Raw genomic sequence first — 22,839 nt, forward strand, 5'->3', positions numbered from 1 at the left:
TGGCGCCGGCGGGTGCATCGGGCGCGGCAGTGGCCGCACCGGCTTCGGGCGCGGCCGAATCGCCGAACCCGGCCAGCGAAACGAACGTGCCGGCGATGCAGGTGGCGCCGCCGTCGCCGGGCGGGTTCCGCTTCCCGAGCATCCGGCTGCACTGACGGATTTACATTCGTTACAGCCGGAAACGATTCAGTCGGTAGCGTGCGCGAACTTGCGCGTAAGCTACCTGCTCCAACCTCCGCATCGACTCATTCATGCAGGTCACTATGATGAAAAAACTGTTCCTGATCCCCGTTTTCGCGGCGCTGTTCTCGTTCGGCAGCGCAGCCCACGCGCAAGTCGACCAGTCGAACCCGCAAGCGCTGATCAAGACGGCGACGCAGCAGGTGCTCGACGAAGTCAAGCAGCAGACGATCAAGCAGGGCGACACCAATCGCATCATTACGATCGTCAACAAGGACATCCTGCCGTACACCGATTTCCGCCGCACCACGCAGCTCGCGATGGGCCGCAACTGGCGCACCGCGACGGCCGAGCAGCAGCAGCAGGTTCAGGAGCAGTTCAAGCTGCTGCTGATCCGCACGTACTCGGGCGCGCTGGCGCAGCTGAAGCCGGACCAGCAGATCCAGTACCCGCCGTTCCGCGCCGATCCGGCCGATACCGATGTCGTGGTCAAGACGGTCGCGATGAACAACGGCCAGCCGGTCCAGATCGATTACCGCCTGTACAAGTCGGCCAACGGCTGGAAGGTGTATGACCTGAACGTGCTCGGCGCGTGGCTGATCCAGACGTACCAGCAGCAGTTCAACGAGAAGATTCAGCAAAGCGGCGTGGACGGCCTGATCCAGTTCCTCACGCAGCGCAACCAGCAACTTGCCGCCGGCAAGCAAGCGTCGTGAGCGGCTTCGAAGCCGGCTCCTCGCTGACCGTCGCGAGCGCGAAGTCCGCGCTCGCGGACGGTCTTGCGCGCATCGGCGCGGGCGCGACCGCCGTCGATTGCGCGGCGCTGACGCAGTTCGACTCGTCCGCGCTCGCCGTGCTGCTCGCATGGCAACGTGCCGCCAAAGCGCGCGGCACGACCCTCGACATCCTCAATCTTCCTCCGAAGCTCGCCAGCCTCGCGCACGCCTACGGCGTCGACGCGCTCATCGAAGGCACCGGGCGACATTGACCCTGTCCGACCGGAGCCTGCCGCGCCGCCCGGCGCGTGCAAGCTTCAGGCCGCGTGCCTCCGGCACCGGCTTCACCAGCCGGTTTGCCCTATAATCAAGCGTTTTGCGGGGCAGCCAATCGGCGTCCGGCCCCCATTTTCATTCGCAGCAAGCACAGAATAGGCGTCGCGGCCCTGGCGTCGCGCACAGTCATGTCAGCCATAGAAATCCGTCACGTCAAGAAGCGCTACAAATCGCTTCAGGCGCTCAAGGGCGTCAGCCTGTCGGTCGAGGAAGGCGAGTTTTTCGGTCTGCTCGGCCCCAACGGCGCAGGCAAGACCACGCTCATCAGTATCCTCGCCGGGCTTGCCCGGGCCGACGAAGGCAGTATCTCGGTGCGTGGTCACGACGTCGTCAAGGACTTCCGTGGCGCGCGTCGCGCACTCGGCGTCGTGCCGCAGGAACTCGTGTTCGATCCGTTCTTCACCGTCCGCGAGACGCTGCGGATCCAGTCCGGCTATTTCGGGCTGCGCCGCAACGACGACTGGATCGACGAAGTGATGGCCAATCTCGACCTCACCGAGAAGGCCGACGCGAACATGCGCGCGCTGTCGGGCGGGATGAAGCGCCGCGTGCTGGTCGCGCAGGCGCTCGTGCACCGGCCGCCCGTGATCGTGCTCGACGAACCGACCGCCGGCGTCGACGTCGAATTGCGCCAGACGCTGTGGAAATTCATCTCGCGCCTGAACCGCGAAGGCCACACGATCGTGCTGACCACCCATTACCTCGAGGAAGCCGAGTCGCTGTGCGACCGCATCGCGATGCTGCGCCGTGGCGAAGTGGTTGCGCTCGACCGCACCGACGCGCTGCTGCGCCGCTTCGCGGGGCTGCAGCTCTACCTGCGCCTCGCAACCGGCGCGCTGCCGTCCGAGCTGCGCGGGCTGGAGTCCGACCCGGCCGCCCGCGCGCCGGGCGAGCACCTGCTGCGCCTGACGAGCTACGACGATGTCGAGCGGATCCTCGCGCAATGCCGCGCGGCGGGCTGCACGTTCGACGAGATCGAGGTCCGCAAGGCCGACCTCGAAGATGTGTTCGTCCAGGTGATGAACGGGGCAGACGTCATCGAGGGATTGGCATGAGCGGGTTTCAAACGCTGTTCTACAAGGAACTGCTGCGTTTCTGGAAAGTGTCGTTTCAGACGGTGTGCGCACCGATCGTCACGGCGCTGCTGTATCTGACGATTTTCGGCCACGCGCTGTCGGGCCGCGTCGAGGTCTATCCGGGTGTCGAGTACGTGAGCTTTCTCGTGCCGGGCCTCGTGATGATGAGCGTGCTGCAGAACGCGTTCGCGAACAGCTCGTCGTCGCTGATCCAGTCGAAGATCACCGGCAACCTCGTGTTCATGCTGCTGCCGCCGCTGTCGTATCGCGACATCTTCGGCGCGTACGTGCTCGCGTCCGTGGTGCGCGGCCTCGCGGTCGGCACGGGCGTGTTCGTCGTGACGATCTGGTTTATCCCGATGCATTTCGCGGCGCCGCTGTTCATCATTGCGTTCGCGCTGCTCGGCTCGGCGATCCTCGGCACGCTCGGCCTGATCGCCGGGATCTGGGCCGAGAAGTTCGACCAGCTCGCCGCGTTCCAGAACTTCCTGATCATGCCGCTGACGTTCCTGTCCGGCGTGTTCTATTCGACGCACTCGCTGCCGCCCGTGTGGCGCGAGATCTCGCGTCTCAATCCGTTTTTCTACATGATCGACGGCTTCCGTTTCGGGTTCTTCGGCGCGTCCGACATCAACCCGTTCGCGAGCCTCGCGATCGTCACCGGTTTCTTCGTGCTGCTCGCGCTGATCGCGATGCGGCTGCTCGCGACCGGCTACAAACTGCGTCATTGATATCGACAGGCAGCGGCCGCCATCCGGGCGGCGCGCGCCGACAGGAGCCTTACACCATGTTGCCGACTCCCGAACAGGTCAAGCAATACATCGCCGGCGGTCTCGCCTGTACACATCTGGAAGTCGAAGGCGACGGCCAGCATTTCTTCGCGACGATCGTGTCGGCGGCCTTTGAAGGCAAGCGGCCGATCCAGCGGCACCAGCTCGTCTACGCGGCGCTCGGCGATCGCATGAAGCAGGAAATTCACGCGCTCAGCATGAAGACGCTGACGCCCGCCGAATGGCAGAACGCATAAACGGAAATCACTGAGTGCAAGTCACCGTCAACGAGCGCGACGCGGTCCAGAGCGTCGCCACGGCACACCCGGCCGCCAACGGGGAATCGCATGGCCATGGGATGGACAAGCTCGTGATCGAAGGCGGCCACCGCCTGTCGGGCGAGATCGTCGTGTCGGGCGCGAAGAATGCCGCGCTGCCGATCCTGTGCGCGGGGCTGCTCACCGGGGATCCGGTCGATCTCGACAACGTGCCGAATCTCAAGGACGTGCGTACCACGCTGAAGGTGCTGAACCAGATGGGCGTGAAGAGCGAGACGGACGGCTGCCGCGTGCAGCTCGACGCGTCGCGCGTCGACAACCTCGTCGCGCCGTACGAGCTCGTGAAGACGATGCGCGCGTCGATCCTCGTGCTCGGGCCGCTGCTCGCACGCTTCGGCGAGGCGAAGGTGTCGCTGCCGGGCGGCTGCGCGATCGGCGCGCGTCCGGTCGACCAGCACATCAAGGGCCTGCAGGCGATGGGCGCCGAGATCAGCATCGAGCACGGCTTCATCGAAGCCCGCGCGAAGCGCCTGAAGGGCGCGCGCATCGTGACCGACATGATCACGGTGACGGGCACGGAAAACCTGCTGATGGCCGCGACGCTGGCCGACGGCGAGACGGTGATCGAAAACGCCGCGCGCGAGCCGGAAGTGAGCGATCTCGCACACTTGCTGGTCGCGATGGGCGCGAAAATCGACGGCATCGGCACCGATCGCCTCGTGATCCAGGGCGTCGAGCGGCTGCACGGCGCGCGCCATTCGGTGATCCCCGACCGCATCGAGGCCGGCACGTTCCTGTGCGCGGTCGCGGCGGCCGGCGGCGACGTGAGGCTGACGGGCGTGCGCCCGCACATCCTCGACGCGGTGATCGACAAGCTGCGCGAAGCCGGCGTGTCGATCGAGGAAGGCGACAGCTGGCTGCGCGTGAAGATGGACCGCCGGCCGTCGGCGGTGACGATCCGTACGTCGGAATACCCGGCGTTCCCGACCGACATGCAGGCGCAGTTCATGGCCCTCAATACGGTCGCGACGGGTACCGCGCAGGTCGTCGAAACCATTTTCGAGAACCGTTTCATGCACGTGCAGGAGCTGAACCGGCTCGGCGCGAACATCACGATCGACGGCAACACCGCGCTCGTGACGGGTGTGGACAAGCTGTCGGGCGCGAACGTGATGGCGACCGACCTGCGTGCGTCGGCGAGCCTCGTGATCGCCGGGCTGCGTGCCGAAGGCGAAACGCTGGTCGACCGCATCTATCACCTGGACCGCGGCTACGACCGCATGGAAGCCAAACTGACCGCCGTCGGCGCGAACGTGCGCCGCCTTTCCGGGAGCCAAGCATGACCGCGCCGCTGACCCTTGCCCTGTCGAAGGGCCGGATTTTCGAGGAAACCCTGCCGTTGCTGGCCGCGGCCGGCGTGCAGGTCACCGAGGATCCGGAAACGTCGCGCAAGCTGATCCTGCCGACGACGAACCCCGACCTGCGCGTGATCATCGTGCGCGCGAGCGACGTGCCGACCTATGTCGAATACGGCGCGGCCGACTTCGGCGTGGCCGGCAAGGACGTGCTGGTCGAGCATGGCGGCTCGGGCCTGTACCAGCCGATCGATCTGAACATTGCGCGCTGCCGGATGTCGGTGGCCGTGTCGGCCGGTTTCGACTATGCGAGCGCCGTGCGCCAGGGCGCGCGCCTGCGCGTCGCGACGAAGTACGTCGAAACCGCACGCGAACACTTTGCCGCGAAGGGCGTGCACGTCGACCTGATCAAGCTGTACGGCTCGATGGAGCTCGCGCCGCTGGTCGGGCTGGCCGACGCGATCGTCGACCTGGTCAGCTCGGGCGGCACGCTGAAGGCGAACAATCTGGTCGAGGTCGAGGAGATCATGGCGATCTCGTCGCGCCTCGTCGTGAACCAGGCTGCGCTGAAGTTGAAGCGCACGGCACTCAAGCCGATCCTCGACGCGTTCGAACGCGCGTCGCAGAATGGCGGTTGAGCGCATCACCGTAACGGAACTCCCATGTCCATCACCATCCGCAAGCTCGATTCGACGAGCGCAGGCTTCGGCGCCGAGCTGCGCGCGCTGCTCGCATTCGAGGCGAGCGAAGACGCGGCGATCGAGCAATCGGTCGCGCAGATCCTCGCCGACGTGAAGTCGCGCGGCGACGCCGCGGTGCTCGAATACACGAACCGCTTCGACCGACTGAGCGCGAACAGCATCGCCGCGCTGGAGCTGCCGCAGGACGCGCTGCAGACGGCGCTCGACAGCCTCGCGCCGAAGGCGCGCGCGGCGCTGGAAGCGGCGGCCGCGCGCGTGCGCGCGTACCACGAGAAGCAGAAGATCGAGTGCGGTACGCATAGCTGGCAGTACACGGAAAGCGACGGCACGGTGCTCGGCCAGAAGGTCACGCCGCTCGATCGCGTCGGCCTGTACGTGCCGGGCGGCAAGGCCGCGTATCCGTCGTCGGTGCTGATGAACGCGATTCCCGCGCGCGTCGCGGGCGTCGGCGAGATCGTGATGGTCGTGCCGACGCCGGACGGCGTGAAGAACGATCTCGTGCTCGCCGCGGCGCTGCTCGGCGGCGTCGATCGCGTGTTCACGATCGGCGGTGCGCAGGCGGTCGGTGCACTCGCCTACGGCACGGCGACGGTGCCGGCCGTCGACAAGATCTGCGGCCCCGGCAACGCGTACGTCGCGTCGGCGAAGCGCCGCGTGTTCGGCACGGTCGGCATCGACATGATCGCCGGCCCGTCGGAAATCCTCGTGCTGTGCGACGGCACGACCGATCCGAACTGGGTCGCGATGGACCTGTTCTCGCAGGCCGAGCACGACGAACTCGCGCAATCGATCCTGCTGTGCCCGGACGGTGCGTTCCTCGAGCGCGTCGAAAAGGCGATCGACGAGCTGCTGCCGTCGATGCCGCGCCAGGACGTGATCCGCGCGTCGCTCGAAGGCCGCGGCGCGCTGATCAAGGTGCGCGACATGGCCGAAGCCTGCCGGATCGCGAACGACATCGCGCCCGAGCACCTGGAAATTTCCGCGCTGGAGCCGCAGCAATGGGGCCAGCAGATCCGCCATGCGGGCGCGATCTTCCTCGGCCGCTACACGAGCGAGAGCCTCGGCGACTACTGCGCGGGCCCGAACCACGTGCTGCCGACGTCGCGCACCGCGCGTTTCTCGTCGCCGCTCGGCGTGTACGACTTCATCAAGCGCTCGAGCCTGATCGAAGTCAGCGCAGAAGGCGCGCAGACGCTCGGCGAGATCGCATCCGAGCTCGCGTACGGCGAGGGGCTGCAGGCGCACGCGAAGAGCGCCGAGTTCCGGATGAAGCACTGACTACCCGCTGCGCGGGGCCGCGGCCGGCGCTGACGTGCGGCCCGGCCTGCCCCCGAAGGCCGGGGCTGGAGACACCTGAGCAGGGCGGCAGCCGCCGCCTTGCCGATCATTTGACGCCGGCGCGACGCACGCCGGCTTGAGACCATGACGACGCCACAAGACATCATCCGCCGCGACGTGCTCGCGATGACGAGCTACCCGGTGCCGGACGCGAGCGGGTTCGTGAAACTCGACGCGATGGAGAACCCGTACCCGCTGCCGGAACCGCTCGCCGCGGCGCTCGGTGAGCGTCTTGCGCAGGTCGCGCTGAACCGCTACCCGGCGCCGCGCCCGGCCGCGCTGCTCGACAAGCTGCGTCACGCGATGGGGGTGCCGGCCGACTGCGAGGTGCTGCTCGGCAACGGCTCGGATGAAATCATCAGCATGATGTCGATGGCCTGCGCGAAGCCGGGCGCGAAGGTGCTCGCGCCGGTGCCGGGCTTCGTGATGTACGAACTGTCCGCGAAGCTCGCGCAGCTCGAATTCGTCGGCGTGCCGCTGAAGGCCGACCTGACGCTCGACGTCGACGCGATGCTCGCGGCGATCGCCGAGCATCGTCCGGCGATCGTCTATCTCGCATACCCGAACAACCCGACCGGCACGTTGTACGACGATGCCGACATCGAACGGATCGTCGCGGCCGCGCGGCACAGCCTGATCGTGATCGACGAGGCGTACCAGCCGTTCGCCGTGCGCTCGTGGCTGCCGCGCGCCGCCGAATTCGACAACGTCGTCGTGATGCGCACGGTGTCGAAGCTCGGCCTCGCGGGCATCCGCCTCGGCTATCTGGTCGGTTCGCCCGCGTGGCTGACCGAATTCGACAAGGTGCGCCCGCCGTACAACATCAACGTGCTGACCCAGGCGACCGCCGATTTCCTGCTCGACCACCTCGACGTGCTCGACGCGCAGGCGGCCGACCTGCGTGCGGAACGCACGCGTCTCGCACAGGAAGTGGCCGCGCTGCCGGGCACGACGGTGTTCCCGAGCGCCGGCAATTTCCTGCTGGTGCGCGTGCCGGACGCGGCTGCCGTGTTCGACGCGCTGCTCACCGAGCGGGTGTTGGTCAAAAACGTGAGTAAAATGCATCCGTTGCTGGCTGAATGCGTGCGGCTGACCGTCGGTTCTCCCGACGAAAACGCGCGCCTGCTGGCCGCTTTGAAACTCGCGCTGCCCGGTTGAGCCTCTGGGCGCCGCAGCGCGAAACGATCAATCCCCATTTACATCGACTCAGTCAAGGAATTGCCATGCGTGTGGCGGAAGTCGTTCGCAATACCAGCGAAACGCAGATCCGTGTGAAGCTCAATCTCGACGGCACGGGCCAGCAGAAGCTGGCTACCGGTGTGCCGTTCCTCGACCATATGCTCGACCAGATCGCTCGACACGGTCTGGTCGATCTCGAGGTTGAAGCGCATGGCGATACGCACATCGACGACCACCACACGGTCGAGGATGTCGGCATCACGCTCGGGCAGGCCGTCGCGAAGGCGATCGGCGACCGCAAGGGCATCCGCCGCTACGGCCATTCGTACGTGCCGCTCGACGAGGCGCTGTCGCGCGTCGTGATCGACTTCTCCGGCCGGCCGGGCCTCGAATTCCACGTGCCGTTCACGCGCGCGCGGATCGGCACGTTCGACGTCGACCTGTCGATCGAATTCTTCCGCGGTTTCGTGAACCACGCGGGCGTCACGCTGCACATCGACAACCTGCGCGGGATCAACGCGCACCATCAGCTCGAAACGGTGTTCAAGGCCTTTGGCCGTGCACTGCGCGCGGCGGTGGAGCTGGACGAGCGTGCGGCGGGGCAGATCCCGTCGACGAAGGGCAGTCTCTGAACCTGAACTGACCGGACGGAGCGTCAAGGACAACCTCACGGCTTCGGCGCACGGCGCCGGCTTGCGATGGATCTGCTCAAATCGTTCATTTCGCTGCTGGCGCTGATCAACCCGGTCGGTGCGGTGCCGTTCTTCCTGAGCCTGACGGCGCAGCAGACGGATGCCGAGCGGCGGCGCACGATCCGGATCGCGTCGGTGTCGGTGTTCTGCGTGATCACGGTGACGACGCTGCTCGGGCAGCAGATCATCAACTTCTTCGGCATTTCGGTCGGGTCGCTCGAAGTGGGCGGCGGGATCATCATGCTGCTGATGGCGATCAACATGCTGAACGCGCAGATCGGCAACACGCGATCGACGCCGGAGGAGCGCCACGAGGCCGAGCTGAAGGACAACATCGCGGTCGTGCCGCTGGCGATTCCGCTGCTCACGGGCCCCGGCTCGATCAGCACGGTGATCATCTATGCGGCGAACTCGCATCACTGGTATGAGCGGGCCGGGCTGGTCGCGATCGGCGCGGTCCTGGCTTTTCTGTGTTTCGTCGCGATGCGGCTCGCCGAGCCGATCGCGAACTGGATCGGCCGCACGGGCATCAACATCGCCACGCGGCTGATGGGTCTGATGCTGTCGGCGCTGGCGGTGGAATTCATCGTCAATGGACTGAGGGCGCTACTGCCTGCACTGAGATGAAAACTTCGATTGCGATTGTGGATTATGGGATGGGCAACCTGCGCTCGGTCGCGCAGGCGCTCAAGAAGGCCGAACCGGCCGCCGACGTGGCGATCGTCGACACGCCGGCCGCGATCCGCGCGGCCGACCGTGTCGTGCTGCCCGGCCAGGGCGCGATGCCCGACTGCATGCGCAGCCTCGGCGAATCGGGCCTGCAGGAGGCCGTGATCGAGGCGTCGCGCACGAAGCCGCTGCTCGGCGTGTGCGTCGGCGAGCAGATGCTGTTCGACTGGAGCGCGGAAGGCGACACGAAGGGCCTCGGCCTGTTGCCCGGCAAGGTCGTGCGTTTCGAGCTCGACGGCCGCCTGCAGGACGACGGTTCGCGCTTCAAGGTGCCGCAGATGGGCTGGAACCGCGTGCGCCAGTCGCAGCCGCACCCGCTGTGGGACGGCGTGCCCGACGACGCGTATTTCTACTTTGTGCACAGCTATTACGTGACGCCGGACAACCCGGCTCATACGGTGGGCGAAACGGCTTACGGCGCGCCGTTTACGTCCGCGGTCGCGCGGGATAACCTCTTCGCGACCCAATTCCACCCCGAGAAAAGCGCGGAGGTCGGGTTGCGTCTGTATCGCAACTTCGTACACTGGAAGCCGTGAACGTCGCGTGCGTGCCACAGTCGGCGGGCCGGAAAGGCCTGTCGCATGGGGCTCGCGCGCCTAAGCGCCGAAAGAGTTGTACTAAACTAGCGAGACGGCGCGGTACCGGATTGGCCGGTACGCGCCGGATTCTTTTCTTTTTCCACGACGATACCCGATTGCTATGTTGCTGATTCCGGCCATCGATCTCAAAGACGGTCAGTGTGTGCGCCTCAAACAGGGCGATATGGACCAGGCTACGATTTTCTCCGAGGACCCGGCGGCGATGGCCCGCAAGTGGGTCGATCTCGGCGCCCGGCGGCTCCATCTCGTCGACCTGAACGGCGCATTCGCCGGCAAGCCGAAGAATCTCGAGGCGATCGAAGCGATCCTCGACGAAGTCGGCGATGAAATCCCCGTACAGCTCGGCGGCGGCATCCGCAGCCTCGAGACGATCGAGAAGTATCTCGACGCGGGCCTGTCCTACGTGATCATCGGCACGGCGGCCGTGAAGGATCCGGGCTTCCTGCAGGACGCGTGCACCGCGTTCGCCGGCAGCATCATCGTCGGGCTGGACGCGAAGGACGGCAAGGTCGCGACCGACGGCTGGAGCAAGCTCACCGGCCACGAAGTGATCGATCTCGCGCAGAAGTTCGAGGACTACGGCGTCGAATCGATCGTCTACACGGACATCGGCCGCGACGGGATGCTGCAGGGCATCAACATCGAGGCGACCGTGAAGCTCGCGCAGGCGGTCGGCATCCCGGTGATCGCCAGCGGCGGCCTGTCGAACCTCGTGGACATCGAGAACCTGTGCGAAGTGGAAGAGCAGGGCGTCGAAGGCGTGATCTGCGGCCGTGCGATCTACTCCGGCGATCTCGATTTCGCGGCCGCGCAAAAGCGCGCGGACGAACTGAACGGCGAACTCGACAACGCGTAAGCGCGGTTGTCCCGCTCGCCGGGGCTGCCTGCGGGCGGCCCCGACCGGAAGCCTCGCGCGAGGCTTTCCGTAACCGGCCGTCCCATCGCGGCATTTGGCGCAACATCATGGCTCTAGCTAAACGCATCATCCCCTGCCTGGACGTGACTGCCGGGCGTGTCGTCAAGGGCGTCAACTTCGTCGAGCTGCGCGACGCCGGCGACCCCGTAGAGATCGCCCGCCGCTACGACGATCAGGGCGCCGACGAACTGACGTTCCTCGACATCACCGCGACGTCCGACCAGCGCGACCTGATTCTGCCGATCATCGAAGCCGTCGCGTCGCAGGTCTTCATTCCGCTGACCGTTGGCGGCGGCGTGCGCGCCGTCGAGGACGTGCGGCGCCTGCTGAACGCGGGCGCGGACAAGGTCAGCATGAATTCGTCGGCGGTCGCGAACCCGCAGCTCGTGCGCGACGCGGCCGACAAGTACGGCTCGCAGTGCATCGTCGTCGCGATCGACGCGAAGCGCGTGTCGGCCGACGGCGAGACGCCGCGCTGGGAAGTCTTCACGCATGGCGGCCGCAAGAACACGGGCCTCGACGCGATCGAATGGGCGCGCAAGATGGCCGAGCTCGGCGCAGGCGAGATCCTGCTCACGAGCATGGACCGCGACGGTACCAAGTCGGGCTTCGACCTCGCGCTCACGCGCGGCGTGTCGGACGCAGTGCCGGTGCCGGTGATCGCATCGGGCGGGGTCGGCTCGCTGCAGCACCTGGCCGACGGCATCAAGGACGGCCGCGCCGACGCGGTGCTGGCCGCGAGTATCTTCCACTACGGCGAGCACACGGTTGGCGAGGCGAAGCGCTTCATGGCCGACCAGGGCATCCCGGTGAGGCTGTGATGAATACGGAAACGAATGCATTGCCCGCGTGGCTCGACAAGGTCCGCTGGGACGACAACGGCCTCGTGCCGGTGATCGCGCAGGAAGCGTCGACGAACGACGTCCTGATGTTCGCGTGGATGAACCGCGAGGCACTGGCAAAGACGATCGAGACGCAGCGTGCGGTCTACTATTCGCGCTCGCGCAAGCGCCTGTGGTTCAAGGGCGAGGAGTCGGGCCACGTGCAGCACGTGCACGAGGTGCGGCTCGACTGCGACGAGGACGTCGTGCTGCTGAAGGTCGAGCAGGTGTCGGGCATCGCGTGCCACACCGGCCGGCATTCGTGCTTCTTCCAGAAATTCGAAGGCACCGTCGACAACGGCGACTGGGTCGCGGTCGAACCGGTGCTGAAAGATCCCGAACACATCTACAAATGACGCAATCGACCGAAGACACGCTGCTGCGCCTCGCGGCCGTGATCGATAGCCGCAAGGGCGGCGATCCCGATCAATCGTACGTATCGCGCCTGTTCCACAAGGGCGACGACGCGGTGCTGAAGAAGATCGGCGAAGAGGCGACGGAAGTCGTACTGGCCGCGAAGGACGTGCGCCAGGGCGGCGCGCCGACCGCGCTCGTGGGCGAGGTGGCCGACCTGTGGTTCCACTGCCTCGTGATGCTGTCGCATTTCGACCTGAGCCCGGCCGACGTGATCACCGAGCTCGAGCGCCGCGAAGGGCTGTCGGGTATCGAAGAGAAGGCGCTGCGCAAGCGTCGCGAGCGCGAGGAAAACGGCGGGTGACAGGCCCTTGTCGCAGGATGGCCACAGTGCGTTAAGCTGTAAGAATTGTCATCTAACGAGGGTAGCATCATGACCGATACGCCAAGCCAGTTTCCGCCGCCGTCGGTGCCGGGGGCCGCGGATGCCGAGCGCCTGAACGGGCTGCGCACGCTGACTCACGTGCTCTACGGCCTCTATGCGTTTCATTGGCTCACGGGCGGCGTCACGGGCATCATCGCGATCATCATCAACTACGTGAAGCGCGACGATGTGGCCGGCACGCCGTATGCGGCCCACTTCGAGTGGCAGATCCGCACGTTCTGGCGCGCGCTGATCGCGTACGTGATCGGGTTCGCGCTGATGTTCGTGGTGATCGGATTCGCAGTGATGTTTGTCACATGGATCTGGACGCTGTACCGTATCATCAAGGGTTGGCTGTACCTGAACGACAACAAGCCGCTCGATCCGCAGGCCTGGTTCTGACCGGCCGCGGGCGGGCGTCTGCAGGAGCAACATGAGTCACGATCCGAATTGCCTGTTCTGCAAGATCGCGGCAGGCGAGATCCCGAGCACGAAGGTGCACGAGGACGACGAATTCGTCGCGTTCCGCGACATCCGCCCGGCGGCCGAGACGCACGTGCTCGTGATTCCGCGCCAGCATCTGCCGACGTTGTCGGCGGCGAGCGACGCCGATGCGCCGATGCTCGGCCGGCTGATGCTGCTCGTCTCGCGTCTGGCCAGCCAGCTCGGCGTCGCGTATACGGGTGGCGAAACCGGTTTCCGTACGGTGATCAATACGGGCCCGGGCGGCGGGCAGGAGGTCTACCACCTGCACGCGCATATCCTGGCCGGCCCGCGCCCCTGGCAGCGGATGGGTTGACGGCGCGGGGCGTTTCCCCGCATCGATAGTCGAAGCCGGCGCGTTGCCGGCGATTTACGCCGCGTAGCGGTGTGGTTGAGGAGAGGTTTCATCATGGGTGGATTGAGCATTTGGCACTGGCTGATCGTGCTGCTGATCGTCGCGCTGGTTTTCGGTACGAAGAAGCTGCGCAACATCGGCAACGATCTCGGCAGCGCCGTGAAGGGTTTCAAGGACGGCATGAAGGAAGGCGAAGCACCGGCGGACGCGCAGCAACTGCCGCGCTCGGGCTCGGTCGACGTCAACGCGAAGGAAACGACGCGTTCCGACTCGAACAAGGCGTAACGCCGGCACGCTGACAGGCATTCGCAATGCTGGATCTCGGTCTTTCGAAGATGGCGCTGATCGGCGTCGTCGCGCTCGTGGTGCTCGGCCCCGAGCGCCTGCCGCGCGTTGCGCGTACGGCAGGCGCGCTGTTCGGCCGTGCGCAGCGGTACATCAACGACGTGAAGGCCGAGGTCTCGCGCGAAATCGAACTCGACGCACTGCGGACGATGAAGACCGATTTCGAGTCGGCCGCGCGCAATGTCGAAACGACGATTCACGACAACCTGCGTGAGCACGAGAAGGAACTGAACGACACGTGGCATTCCGCGGTCGGCGGTCTTAACGAAGCAGCGGGTGACGCCGGTTCATACGGTTCCGACACCCCCGCCGCGCCGTCGTGGCGCAGCAGTACGGCCGCGCTCGCGCCGAAGCGCCGCAACTGGCGCGTCAAGCAGGCGGCTGCGCCTGCCTGGTACAAGCGCGCGACCACCCGCCGTACGCACGTGCAGTCGGGCGCCGCGCGTGTCGCGCGCCACCAGCCGGCCAGCCTGCGCCGGCCGACGCGCTTCTTCTGAGCCGAGCGCATGCTCGCTCGTCAATCCTACCGAGGGCCGGCGTGAGCGACCCCCAGCAGAACCCGGGCGACGCCCCGGAAGAAACCTTCATTTCCCATCTCGTCGAGCTTCGCGATCGCATCATTCGCGCGGGCGCGGCCGTGATCGTCGTGTTCCTCGGGCTCGTCTACTGGGCGCCCGACATCTTCCGGCTGCTCGCGCGGCCGCTGATGGAGAACCTGCCGAAGGACGGCAAGATGATCGTCACCGACGTCACCGGCTCGTTCTTCGTGCCGATGAAGGTCACGATGCTCGTCGCGCTCGTGATCGCGCTGCCGATCGTGCTGTACCAGATCTGGGCGTTCGTCGCGCCGGGGCTGTACCAGCACGAGAAGAAGCTCGTCGCGCCGCTCGTCGGCAGCAGCTACTTCCTGTTCCTGTGCGGGATGGCGTTCGCGTACTTCCTCGTGTTCCCGACGATCTTCCGCGTGATGGCGCACTACAACGCGCCGCTCGGGGCGGAAATGACCACCGACATCGACAACTACCTGAGCTTCGTGCTCGGGATGTTCATCGCGTTCGGGGTCACGTTCGAGGTGCCGATCGTCGTCGTGCTGCTCGTCCGGATGGGCGTGCTGTCGCTGAAGAAGCTGAAGGAGATGCGGCCGTACGTGATCGTCGGCGCGTTCGTCGTCGCGGCGGTCGTCACGCCGCCGGACGTGTTCTCGCAACTGATGCTTGCATTGCCGCTGATCGTGCTGTTCGAGATCGGGCTGCTGGCTGCGCGGTTCTTCGTGCCGAAGAAGCCCGCCGAGGAAGGCGAGGCGGAGAACGGCGAAGCCGCCAGCTGACGGCCGGGCGGTGCGCGGCGGCCGGGCTTCTGGCTTCCGGCGTCGGGCTTGAGCAAAACCCGGTCGCGTAGTCGGCCGGAGCGCGGGTGGCGAGGCCATCTTCCCGGCAACAAGACTTTCGACGCAAAGCAAAAGGGCAGCCAACCGGCTGCCCTTTTTCATTTCCGACGGTGTCCGGCACGCGGCTGCGCGCCGCTCGCCTGACGTCACTCGGTATCGCTGTCCTGCTCGTCGAGCGCCTGCTTCGGCGGCGGCGGGCGCTTGCCGATCACCACGTTCACGTCGAACTCCTTGCCCTTGCGCACGACGTGCACCTTGGTCGGCGTACCGGGCTTGATCTGCGCGACGGTGTTCAGCAGCTTCGTCGTGTCGGTGATCTCGTCGCCGTTGACCGAGACCAGGATGTCGCCCGGCTTGATGCCGGCCTTGTCGGCCGGGCCGCCCTGCAGCACGCCGGCGACGATCGCGCCTGATTTCTGCGACAGCCCGAACGACTCGGCGATCTCCGGCGTGACGTCCTGCGGCTCGACGCCGATCCAGCCGCGCGTGACCGAGCCGGACGTGATGATGCTTTCCAGCACCGTGCGCGCGGTCGATACGGGAATCGCGAAGCCGATGCCGAGCGAGCCGCCCGAGCGCGAGTAGATCGCCGTGTTGATGCCGAGCAGGTTGCCGTTCACGTCGACCAGCGCGCCGCCCGAGTTGCCGGGGTTGATCGGCGCGTCGGTCTGGATGAAGTTCTCGAACGTATTGATGCCGAGGTGGTTGCGGCCGAGCGCGCTGATGATCCCCATCGTGACCGTCTGGCCGACGCCGAACGGGTTGCCGATCGCGAGCACGACGTCGCCGACCCGCGACTGGTCGGAGCGGCCGAGCGTGATCGTCGGCAGGTTCGTCATGTTGATCTTCAGCACGGCGAGATCGGTTTCGGGATCGCTGCCGATCACTTTCGCGGTGGCCGTGCGGCCGTCGGCGAGCGCGACTTCGATCTGGTCGGCGCCGTCCACGACGTGCTGGTTCGTTAGAATGTAACCTTCAGGGCTCACGATAACGCCCGAGCCAAGGTTGGCGGCCGGTTCGTCCTGCTGCTTGCGGGCGTTGCGGTCGCCGAAGAAGTAGCGGAACAGCGGATCTTTCGCGCGCGGGTCGGGTGGCAGCGAGCCGTCCTTGCTGGAGAAGACGTTGACGACGGCCGGCATCGCCTTCTGCGCGGCTTCGGCGTACGACGTGGTCGCCGGCGCACCGCCGATGCCCGGCGCGACTTCCCGCAGCGCAACGATCGGCGTGGCGAGCTGCTTGCCGAGCTGTCCTTGCCGTTGCAGCCATTGCGGCTTGAGCGTCACGACGATGAACATCAGCGCGAGCAGCACGGTAACCGCCTGCGCGAAGAACAGCCAGAAGCGTCTAAGCATCTGAATGGATTAGAGGTTTATATGGATCGGATCGAACTTGAATTGTACTTGAACAATACCCTTGAAACCGCGCGCTTCAAGGACTATTGCCCGAACGGCCTCCAGGTCGAGGGGCGCCGCAAGATCGAGAAGATCGCCACCGGCGTGACGGCGTCGGTCGCGTTTCTCGAAGCCGCGCTCGAATGGGGGGCAGATGCCGTGCTCGTCCATCACGGCTATTTCTGGCGCAACGAGCCGCCGCAGATCACGGGCCGCAAGTACCAGCGCCTGAAGCTGCTGCTCGCGAACGACCTGAACCTGTTCGCGTTCCACCTGCCGCTCGACGCGCATCCCGAATACGGCAACAACGCGCAGCTCGGCGAGCGGCTCGGGCTGATCGGCGAGCAGCGTTTCGGCGAAGGCGACCTCGGCTGGATGGCAACGCTGCCGATGCCCGTCACGCTCGAGCACTTCGTCGCGAAGGTCGAGCGCACGCTCGGCCGCACGCCACTCGTGCTCGGCGATCTGGACATGCAGCTGCGCCGCATCGCGTGGTGCACGGGCGCCGCGCAAAGCTATTTCGACGCGGCGATCGACGCCGGGGCGGATGTGTTCCTGACCGGCGAGGTGTCCGAATACGTGACGCACACGGCCGCCGAGAGCGGCGTCGCGTTCGTTGCGGCAGGGCACCATGCGACCGAGCGCTACGGAATCCAGGCACTTGGCGCCCACTTGTCCGAAGAATTCGATATCGAACACCTTTTTATCGATATCCATAACCCGGTCTGAATGCCGGATTTGCGGCAGCGCATCGAAATTTCGCAATGTAGCGGATGCTTAAAAGTGAAATGATTTAATCGCTCCGATAGTGGGGGAAAACCCTTAACTATCAATCACTTCGAAGGGATTTTCATCTCCGGGCCTTGTAAATGGCGGCTCCATTCGAGCAAACTAGCGGCGGAATGGAAAGTCGTGACGGAAAATCCAACTCAGAAGTGGGGCGTGTGATGCGAGACAAGGAAGAGAAACGCGTCGACAGCGGCCGCCGTACCTGGCTGATTGCGACATCCGTAGCAGGTGGCGTGGGAGGCGTAGCCACCGTCATACCTTTCGCGGCGTCGCTTGCGCCGTCCGCGAAAGCGAAAGCGGCCGGTGCACCGGTCGAAGTCGACATCAGCGGGCTGAAGCCCGGTGAAATGGTGACCGTGCCGTGGCGCGGCAAGCCGGTGTGGATCCTGAACCGCACCGATGCGATGCTGGCCGACGTGGTCAAGGCCGACAAGGAAGTGGCCGATCCGACCACCGAAAAGCCCTACACGATGCCGCTGCCGGCGTATTGCGCGAACGAATATCGCTCGCGGGCCGATCGCAAGAACATTCTCGTCGTGATGGCCGTGTGTACGCACCTCGGCTGCACGCCAAGCCAACGCTTCACGCCGGGTCCGCAGCCGAACCTGCCGGACGACTGGCCGGGCGGTTTCCTCTGCCCGTGCCATGGTTCGACCTACGACCTCGCCGGCCGTGTGTTCAAGAACAAACCGGCGCCTCAGAATCTCGACATCCCGCCCTACATGTTCACGTCGGCAACGACCCTCGTGATCGGCAAGGACGAGAAAGGAGAAGCGTGATGGCCGACAACAAGGAAGTCTCCACGACAGGTCTCACCGGCTGGATCGATCAGCGCTTCCCGCTCACGTCCACCTGGAAGAAGCACGTTTCCGAGTACTACGCGCCGAAGAACTTCAACTTCTGGTACTTCTTCGGCTCCCTCGCGCTGCTGGTGCTCGTCAACCAGATCGTCACGGGCATCTTCCTGACGATGAACTACAAGCCCGACTCGACGCTCGCGTTCGCGTCGGTCGAGTACATCATGCGCGAGGTGCCGTGGGGCTGGCTGATCCGCTACATGCACTCCACGGGCGCGTCGATGTTCTTCGTCGTCGTCTACCTGCACATGTTCCGCGGGCTGCTTTACGGGTCGTACCGCAAGCCGCGCGAACTCGTGTGGATCTTCGGCTGCGCGATCTTCCTGTGCCTGATGGCCGAGGCGTTCTTCGGCTACCTGCTGCCGTGGGGCCAGATGTCGTTCTGGGGCGCGCAGGTGATCGTGAACCTGTTCTCGGCAATCCCGTTCGTCGGCCCCGACCTGTCGCTGTGGATTCGCGGCGACTACGTCGTGTCGGACGTCACGCTGAACCGCTTCTTCGCATTCCATGTGATCGCGATTCCGCTCGTGCTGGTCGGCCTCGTGATCGCGCACCTCGTCGCGCTGCACGAAGTGGGGTCGAACAACCCGGACGGCATCGAGATCAAGGCGAAGAAGGACGAGAACGGCGTTCCGCTCGACGGCATCCCGTTCCACCCGTACTACTCGGTGCACGATTTCCTCGGCGTGTGCGGGTTCCTGATGGTGTTCGCGCTGATCGTGTTCTTCTCGCCGGAGATGGGTGGCTACTTCCTCGAGGCGAACAACTTCGTCCCGGCGAACCCGCTGCAGACGCCGCCCGAGATCGCGCCGGTCTGGTACTTCACCGCGTTCTACGCGATGCTGCGCGCGACCACCGACCCGTTCAAGATCGTGCTGATGATCGTGATCGTGCTGCTCGGCGTGCTCGCGCTGATCCGCGCGCGCGGCAAGTGGAAGATCGGCCTGCCGGTGCTGGCCGCGGCGATCGTCGTGTTCATGTACCTGACGGAGTCGAAGTTCTGGGGTGTCGTCGTGATGGGTTCGGCGGTGATCACGCTGTTCTTCCTGCCGTGGCTCGACCGCAGCCCGGTGAAGTCGATCCGCTACCGGCCGCTGTTCCACAAGGTGTTCCTCGGGATCTTCGTCGTGGCGTTCCTGACCCTCGGGTTCCTCGGCACGCGGCCGCCATCGCCGGCCTCGACACTGATTGCGCAGGCCTGTGCGCTGATCTACTTCGCGTTCTTCCTCGGCATGCCCGTCTGGACGCCGCTTGGCACGTTCAAGCAGCCGCCGGAGCGGGTGCGCTTCAAGCCCCATTAACGTGAGCGAGGAGAGAACGACATGAAGAAACTGCTTTCGACACTCGCGCTGATCGGGGCGACCGCGTGCGCGCTGCTGGTGGCGCCGGCGGTTCGGGCGGAAGGTAATTTTCCGCTCGACCGGGCGCCCGATAACACGGAAAATCTCGTTTCGCTTCAGCACGGCGCGCAATTGTTTGTAAACTATTGCCTGAACTGCCACAGCGCGAACCTGATGCGCTACAACCGTCTGACGGATCTGGGCATATCCCAGAAGGAGATCGAAAAGAATCTCCTGTTCACGACCGACAAGGTCGGCAACACGATGTCCGTCGCGATGCGGCCCGAAGACGCGAAGAACTGGCTCGGCACCTCGCCGCCCGACCTGTCGGTCGAGGAGCGCGCGCGCGGCCGCGACTGGCTGTATACGTATCTGCGGAGTTTCTACCGCGACGATACGCGGCCAAGCGGCTGGAACAACGCGGTGTTCGAGAACGTCGGCATGCCCCATGTACTGTGGCAGCTGCAGGGGCAGCGCACCGCCAAATTCGAAGACAAGACGGACGAGGAGACGGGCGAGAAGGCCCATACGCTCGTCGGCTTCCAGCAGGTCACACCGGGGACATTGTCCGCGGTGGATTATGATTCTGCGGTTGCCGACCTGGTGGCGTACATGACCTGGATGTCCGAGCCGGCTCAGCAGACCCGCAAACGCCTCGGCGTATGGGTGCTGATCTTTCTCGGTGTCCTGACTTTCCTGGCCTGGCGGCTCAATGCCGCGTACTGGAAAGATATCAAGTAATCACGCCTGACCGGCGTGGGGCCGGCGCAAGGTGGAACCCCGGAAGGGGTTCGCCGCGTGCCGGCCCTCGGCTTTTTTGAGGAAACGCAAACATGATGGTTCTGTATTCCGGCACAACTTGCCCGTTCTCCCAGCGTTGCCGGCTGGTGCTGTTCGAGAAGGGCATGGACTTCGAAATCCGTGACGTCGACCTGTTCAACAAGCCGGAAGACATTTCGGTGATGAACCCGTACGGTCAGGTGCCGATTCTGGTCGAGCGCGACCTGATCCTGTACGAATCGAACATCATCAACGAGTACATCGACGAGCGCTTCCCGCATCCGCAACTGATGCCGGCCGACCCCGTGCAGCGCGCACGTGCACGCCTGTTCCTGCTCAACTTCGAGAAGGAACTGTTCGTCCACGTCAGCACGCTCGAGAACGAGAAGGGCAAGGCAGCAGAGAAGAACCACGAGAAGGCACGCCTCGCGATCCGCGATCGCCTGACGCAGCTCGCGCCGATCTTCGTGAAGAACAAGTACATGCTCGGCGAGGAATTCTCGATGCTCGACGTCGCGATCGCGCCGCTGCTGTGGCGTCTGGATCACTACGGCATCGAGCTGTCGAAGAACGCTGCGCCGCTGATGAAGTACGCCGAGCGGATCTTCAGCCGTCCGGCCTACATCGAAGCACTGACGCCGTCCGAAAAGGTCATGCGTCGTTGATGGTGCAATGAGTGCATGACGGAGAGGGCGGCGCGGCGTGCCGCGCCCCCGCTCCGGGTTCGAGGATTGTGATGCAAGAGATTTCAACGAAGCCTTATCTGCTGCGCGCGCTGTACGAGTGGTGCACCGATAACGGTTACACGCCGCATATCGCGGTGAGGGTCGACAACTCGACGCGCGTGCCGCGTCAGTTCGTGCGTGACGGCGAGATCGTGCTCAACATCAGCTTCGAGGCGACGAGCCAGTTGCAGATGGGCAACGAGTGGATCGAGTTCACGGCCCGGTTCTCCGGGAAGGCGCACAAGATCGAGATTCCGGTTGCCAACGTGCTCGCGATCTATGCGCGCGAGAACGGGCAGGGCATGGCGTTCCAGGTCGATGCGGTCGCGGGCGAAGGTGCGGATTCGGGTGCGTTCGACGAAGATGCGGCGCAGGCGGATGATGCGCAGCGCGACGAATCGCCTGTTGCGTTGACGCCGGTGGCCGACAGCGGCGCGAACGAGGAGCCCTCCGAAGGCGCCGATGAGCCGCCGAAAACCGACGGCGATGGCGACGGTTCAAAAGGTGGCAGCAGACCTCGCCTCAAGATCGTGAAATGAGGTAGAATCTCGCGCTACGCCGGCTTAGCTCATCTGGTAGAGCAGTTGATTTGTAATCATCAGGTGGCGGGTTCGAGTCCTGCAGCCGGCACCACATTGAACGAAGGGCCGGGAGGTTTTGCCTCCCGGCCCTTTGTCGTTTCTGTCCCATAAGGCAACAAACCCGGCGCGGGTCGCGTGGCGAACCCGCTTCGGCGCATCGCATGTTCTGACACAAGCCGTGCGGAATCTCTTTCACGACTTCGTGCCGTAGGATTTCCAATCGGGACGACGGTGTCGCCTGTCAGGAGCGGTGTATCGCTAAGCGATGTCGTTGCGACGAAGCCAGTCTTTCAGGCAGTGCTTGCATACCGACTTCCCGCTTTCGAGCAGGTGGAGGCTGCGCTCGCCCGATTCCATTCGATAGATGCCAGTAGCAAGATCGATATCCGGTCCCAGCACACGAAGAAGGAAGGCTTCGTCGAACCAGAATTTGTTTTCTGCTTTCGGTGAAGTCACGACTACATTGATTAGCCGACCGTGCGGCGCCGCATCACGCCGATCGATCAACGCTGCCATGGCTGGCGATGTGCGCGAACCGACCGCAATCCCGTGGATGTCACATTTGACTAGCGGACCGTCCAACGTCGCATTGTCTGCGACGATCGCCGTGTCGAACGCGCGTGATACGGGCGTCGGCGAGTGCGGTTGTTCGCCCGAACGTACGAGCAGTTCGTCTAGGCAATCCGGGCAAACATGCTCGCATGCCCGGTCGAGCAACGCGAACTTTCGCAGCTCGGTGACATGCGCGACGCCGTCGACATGGTTGGCGGTTACCGCATGCTCGTCCAGATCCGCGCGCGTCATCCATACGACGTGGCTGCGCTTGGGCCGATCCAGCGATACCCGCACCAATTCATCGGGCTCGAATCGTCCGCGCTCGCGAATTCGGTCGCCGATGCGCTTCGCCGCTACGGTGAATGGGCGCACGCCGTGCCTGGCGCACAACGTTGGAGACATCATCTGTCGTTACCTCCGGTTACCTTACACGTGGGCCGACGCCATGTCGGTTGAGGAATGCCCATGCACGCTTGCCTTTCGCCGGAACGTCGGCTCCCCCGGCGTTGAGCACGTCCATCACGTGCGTCATGCAGCTGTTGTTGGACACGTCGTAGGCACCGTCTGATTCAGCCCGAGTGGCGCGCACCTTGTCGCGCTGATGAATCCGCCGGTACGTGAACGACATCATCAGGATGCGCTGTGGCAGGCCGTTCGCAATGGCGTGGTCGACGTGATCGGCAGCGATCACGCGCCGCATACGCGCGATGAAAAACGCCGGCCCTAT

Annotated in this window: 30 protein-coding genes, 1 tRNA gene and 1 pseudogene; 29 read left to right on the forward strand and 3 right to left on the reverse strand. The window is 65.0% G+C overall.

Annotation, left to right across the window (positions count from 1 at the left end; all coding sequences use genetic code 11):
* The 22 genes and pseudogenes from G3O00_RS43495 to tatC all read left to right on the forward strand — a co-directional run.
* Nucleotides 1-155, forward strand: a pseudogene (locus tag G3O00_RS43495) (VacJ family lipoprotein); the annotation flags it as partial.
* 111 nt (nucleotides 156-266) lie between these two features.
* The gene (locus G3O00_RS25015; protein WP_041492999.1) at nucleotides 267-896 is read left to right on the forward strand and encodes an ABC transporter substrate-binding protein; all 630 of its coding nucleotides are present in this window, start codon (nucleotides 267-269) and stop codon (nucleotides 894-896) included.
* A complete protein-coding gene (locus G3O00_RS25020) occupies nucleotides 893-1,168 on the forward strand; it encodes an STAS domain-containing protein (protein ID WP_011350721.1) in 276 nt (91 codons plus the stop codon). Before G3O00_RS25015 ends, G3O00_RS25020 begins: the two co-directional genes overlap by 4 nt.
* Before the next feature lie 192 nt (nucleotides 1,169-1,360).
* Nucleotides 1,361-2,287, forward strand: coding sequence for an ABC transporter ATP-binding protein (locus tag G3O00_RS25025; RefSeq protein WP_011350722.1), 927 nt, complete (start codon nucleotides 1,361-1,363; stop codon nucleotides 2,285-2,287).
* A complete protein-coding gene (locus tag G3O00_RS25030) occupies nucleotides 2,284-3,039 on the forward strand; it encodes an ABC transporter permease (RefSeq protein WP_011350723.1) in 756 nt (251 codons plus the stop codon). Before G3O00_RS25025 ends, G3O00_RS25030 begins: the two co-directional genes overlap by 4 nt.
* A gap of 56 nt (nucleotides 3,040-3,095) precedes the next feature.
* Entirely contained in the window at nucleotides 3,096-3,335 is a 240-nt protein-coding gene (locus G3O00_RS25035) for a BolA family protein (protein ID WP_006477131.1), read from the forward strand.
* A gap of 14 nt (nucleotides 3,336-3,349) precedes the next feature.
* Nucleotides 3,350-4,699: a UDP-N-acetylglucosamine 1-carboxyvinyltransferase gene (gene murA / locus G3O00_RS25040; protein WP_041492724.1), complete on the forward strand. Its 1,350-nt coding sequence runs from the start codon at nucleotides 3,350-3,352 to the stop codon at nucleotides 4,697-4,699.
* Nucleotides 4,696-5,349, forward strand: coding sequence for an ATP phosphoribosyltransferase (gene hisG, locus G3O00_RS25045; RefSeq protein ID WP_011350725.1), 654 nt, complete (start codon nucleotides 4,696-4,698; stop codon nucleotides 5,347-5,349). The genes murA and hisG overlap by 4 nt, the downstream gene beginning before the upstream one ends.
* A gap of 24 nt (nucleotides 5,350-5,373) precedes the next feature.
* The gene (gene hisD, locus G3O00_RS25050) at nucleotides 5,374-6,690 is read left to right on the forward strand and encodes a histidinol dehydrogenase (protein WP_174935022.1); all 1,317 of its coding nucleotides are present in this window, start codon (nucleotides 5,374-5,376) and stop codon (nucleotides 6,688-6,690) included.
* Between the two features lie 144 nt (nucleotides 6,691-6,834).
* Nucleotides 6,835-7,908 carry a histidinol-phosphate transaminase gene (hisC, locus tag G3O00_RS25055; RefSeq protein ID WP_206144620.1) on the forward strand — a complete coding sequence of 358 codons (1,074 nt, stop codon included), beginning with the start codon at nucleotides 6,835-6,837 and terminating at the stop codon, nucleotides 7,906-7,908.
* 65 nt (nucleotides 7,909-7,973) lie between these two features.
* Nucleotides 7,974-8,561, forward strand: a complete 588-nt coding sequence (hisB, locus tag G3O00_RS25060; protein WP_011350728.1) for an imidazoleglycerol-phosphate dehydratase HisB — start codon at nucleotides 7,974-7,976, stop codon at nucleotides 8,559-8,561.
* A 66-nt stretch (nucleotides 8,562-8,627) separates the two neighbouring features.
* The gene (locus G3O00_RS25065) at nucleotides 8,628-9,248 is read left to right on the forward strand and encodes a YchE family NAAT transporter (protein ID WP_011350729.1); all 621 of its coding nucleotides are present in this window, start codon (nucleotides 8,628-8,630) and stop codon (nucleotides 9,246-9,248) included.
* Nucleotides 9,245-9,886: an imidazole glycerol phosphate synthase subunit HisH gene (gene hisH, locus G3O00_RS25070; RefSeq protein WP_011350730.1), complete on the forward strand. Its 642-nt coding sequence runs from the start codon at nucleotides 9,245-9,247 to the stop codon at nucleotides 9,884-9,886. The genes G3O00_RS25065 and hisH overlap by 4 nt, the downstream gene beginning before the upstream one ends.
* A 163-nt stretch (nucleotides 9,887-10,049) precedes the next feature.
* Nucleotides 10,050-10,805 (forward strand): 1-(5-phosphoribosyl)-5-[(5-phosphoribosylamino)methylideneamino]imidazole-4-carboxamide isomerase, encoded by a 756-nt coding sequence (gene hisA, locus G3O00_RS25075; RefSeq protein ID WP_011350731.1) that lies wholly within the window; start codon nucleotides 10,050-10,052, stop codon nucleotides 10,803-10,805.
* A 107-nt stretch (nucleotides 10,806-10,912) separates the two neighbouring features.
* A complete protein-coding gene (gene hisF, locus G3O00_RS25080) occupies nucleotides 10,913-11,686 on the forward strand; it encodes an imidazole glycerol phosphate synthase subunit HisF (RefSeq protein WP_011350732.1) in 774 nt (257 codons plus the stop codon).
* The gene (gene hisI / locus G3O00_RS25085; RefSeq protein ID WP_011350733.1) at nucleotides 11,686-12,102 is read left to right on the forward strand and encodes a phosphoribosyl-AMP cyclohydrolase; all 417 of its coding nucleotides are present in this window, start codon (nucleotides 11,686-11,688) and stop codon (nucleotides 12,100-12,102) included. The genes hisF and hisI overlap by 1 nt, the downstream gene beginning before the upstream one ends.
* A complete protein-coding gene (locus tag G3O00_RS25090; RefSeq protein ID WP_206144621.1) occupies nucleotides 12,099-12,464 on the forward strand; it encodes a phosphoribosyl-ATP diphosphatase in 366 nt (121 codons plus the stop codon). The genes hisI and G3O00_RS25090 overlap by 4 nt, the downstream gene beginning before the upstream one ends.
* Before the next feature lie 69 nt (nucleotides 12,465-12,533).
* Nucleotides 12,534-12,926: a membrane protein gene (locus G3O00_RS25095; RefSeq protein ID WP_011350734.1), complete on the forward strand. Its 393-nt coding sequence runs from the start codon at nucleotides 12,534-12,536 to the stop codon at nucleotides 12,924-12,926.
* 31 nt (nucleotides 12,927-12,957) lie between these two features.
* A complete protein-coding gene (locus G3O00_RS25100) occupies nucleotides 12,958-13,323 on the forward strand; it encodes a histidine triad nucleotide-binding protein (protein WP_046544797.1) in 366 nt (121 codons plus the stop codon).
* Nucleotides 13,324-13,416: 93 nt separating this feature from the next.
* On the forward strand, nucleotides 13,417-13,647 hold the full coding sequence (gene tatA / locus G3O00_RS25105) for a Sec-independent protein translocase subunit TatA (protein ID WP_011350736.1): 231 nt from the start codon (nucleotides 13,417-13,419) through the stop codon (nucleotides 13,645-13,647).
* Between the two features lie 26 nt (nucleotides 13,648-13,673).
* On the forward strand, nucleotides 13,674-14,204 hold the full coding sequence (gene tatB / locus G3O00_RS25110) for a Sec-independent protein translocase protein TatB (RefSeq protein WP_206144622.1): 531 nt from the start codon (nucleotides 13,674-13,676) through the stop codon (nucleotides 14,202-14,204).
* 41 nt (nucleotides 14,205-14,245) lie between these two features.
* Nucleotides 14,246-15,034 (forward strand): twin-arginine translocase subunit TatC, encoded by a 789-nt coding sequence (gene tatC / locus G3O00_RS25115; protein ID WP_060373222.1) that lies wholly within the window; start codon nucleotides 14,246-14,248, stop codon nucleotides 15,032-15,034.
* Between the two features lie 206 nt (nucleotides 15,035-15,240).
* On the opposite strand, the gene G3O00_RS25120 is transcribed toward tatC, so the two are convergent.
* On the reverse strand, nucleotides 15,241-16,446 hold the full coding sequence (locus G3O00_RS25120) for a Do family serine endopeptidase (protein WP_011350739.1): 1,206 nt from the start codon (nucleotides 16,444-16,446) through the stop codon (nucleotides 15,241-15,243).
* Between the two features lie 21 nt (nucleotides 16,447-16,467).
* Here G3O00_RS25120 and G3O00_RS25125 point away from each other — a divergent pair, with 21 nt between their 5' ends.
* The 7 genes from G3O00_RS25125 to G3O00_RS25155 all read left to right on the forward strand — a co-directional run bounded on the left by G3O00_RS25125 (nucleotide 16,468) and on the right by G3O00_RS25155 (nucleotide 21,609).
* Entirely contained in the window at nucleotides 16,468-17,214 is a 747-nt protein-coding gene (locus tag G3O00_RS25125) for a Nif3-like dinuclear metal center hexameric protein (protein ID WP_011350740.1), read from the forward strand.
* 218 nt (nucleotides 17,215-17,432) lie between these two features.
* On the forward strand, nucleotides 17,433-18,053 hold the full coding sequence (gene petA, locus G3O00_RS25130; protein WP_011350741.1) for a ubiquinol-cytochrome c reductase iron-sulfur subunit: 621 nt from the start codon (nucleotides 17,433-17,435) through the stop codon (nucleotides 18,051-18,053).
* The gene (locus G3O00_RS25135) at nucleotides 18,050-19,432 is read left to right on the forward strand and encodes a cytochrome bc complex cytochrome b subunit (protein ID WP_174952895.1); all 1,383 of its coding nucleotides are present in this window, start codon (nucleotides 18,050-18,052) and stop codon (nucleotides 19,430-19,432) included. Before petA ends, G3O00_RS25135 begins: the two co-directional genes overlap by 4 nt.
* Nucleotides 19,433-19,453: 21 nt before the next feature.
* Nucleotides 19,454-20,212, forward strand: coding sequence for a cytochrome c1 (locus G3O00_RS25140; protein ID WP_011350743.1), 759 nt, complete (start codon nucleotides 19,454-19,456; stop codon nucleotides 20,210-20,212).
* Nucleotides 20,213-20,304: 92 nt separating this feature from the next.
* Nucleotides 20,305-20,916: a glutathione S-transferase N-terminal domain-containing protein gene (locus tag G3O00_RS25145; RefSeq protein WP_006400565.1), complete on the forward strand. Its 612-nt coding sequence runs from the start codon at nucleotides 20,305-20,307 to the stop codon at nucleotides 20,914-20,916.
* Nucleotides 20,917-20,987: 71 nt separating this feature from the next.
* On the forward strand, nucleotides 20,988-21,515 hold the full coding sequence (locus G3O00_RS25150) for a ClpXP protease specificity-enhancing factor (RefSeq protein ID WP_206144623.1): 528 nt from the start codon (nucleotides 20,988-20,990) through the stop codon (nucleotides 21,513-21,515).
* An 18-nt stretch (nucleotides 21,516-21,533) separates the two neighbouring features.
* Nucleotides 21,534-21,609 (forward strand) — tRNA-Thr (locus tag G3O00_RS25155).
* A gap of 206 nt (nucleotides 21,610-21,815) precedes the next feature.
* On the opposite strand, the gene G3O00_RS25160 is transcribed toward G3O00_RS25155, so the two are convergent.
* Together G3O00_RS25160 and G3O00_RS25165 are read right to left on the reverse strand one after the other, a co-directional pair.
* Nucleotides 21,816-22,517: a hypothetical protein gene (locus G3O00_RS25160; protein ID WP_206144624.1), complete on the reverse strand. Its 702-nt coding sequence runs from the start codon at nucleotides 22,515-22,517 to the stop codon at nucleotides 21,816-21,818.
* A 16-nt stretch (nucleotides 22,518-22,533) separates the two neighbouring features.
* On the reverse strand, nucleotides 22,534-22,839 hold a 306-nt coding region (locus tag G3O00_RS25165; RefSeq protein ID WP_206144625.1), incomplete at its 5' end, for a hypothetical protein.

It is taken from the genome of Burkholderia sp. Ac-20384 (genome assembly GCF_017104605.1).
Classification (GTDB): Bacteria; Pseudomonadota; Gammaproteobacteria; order Burkholderiales; family Burkholderiaceae; genus Burkholderia; species Burkholderia lata.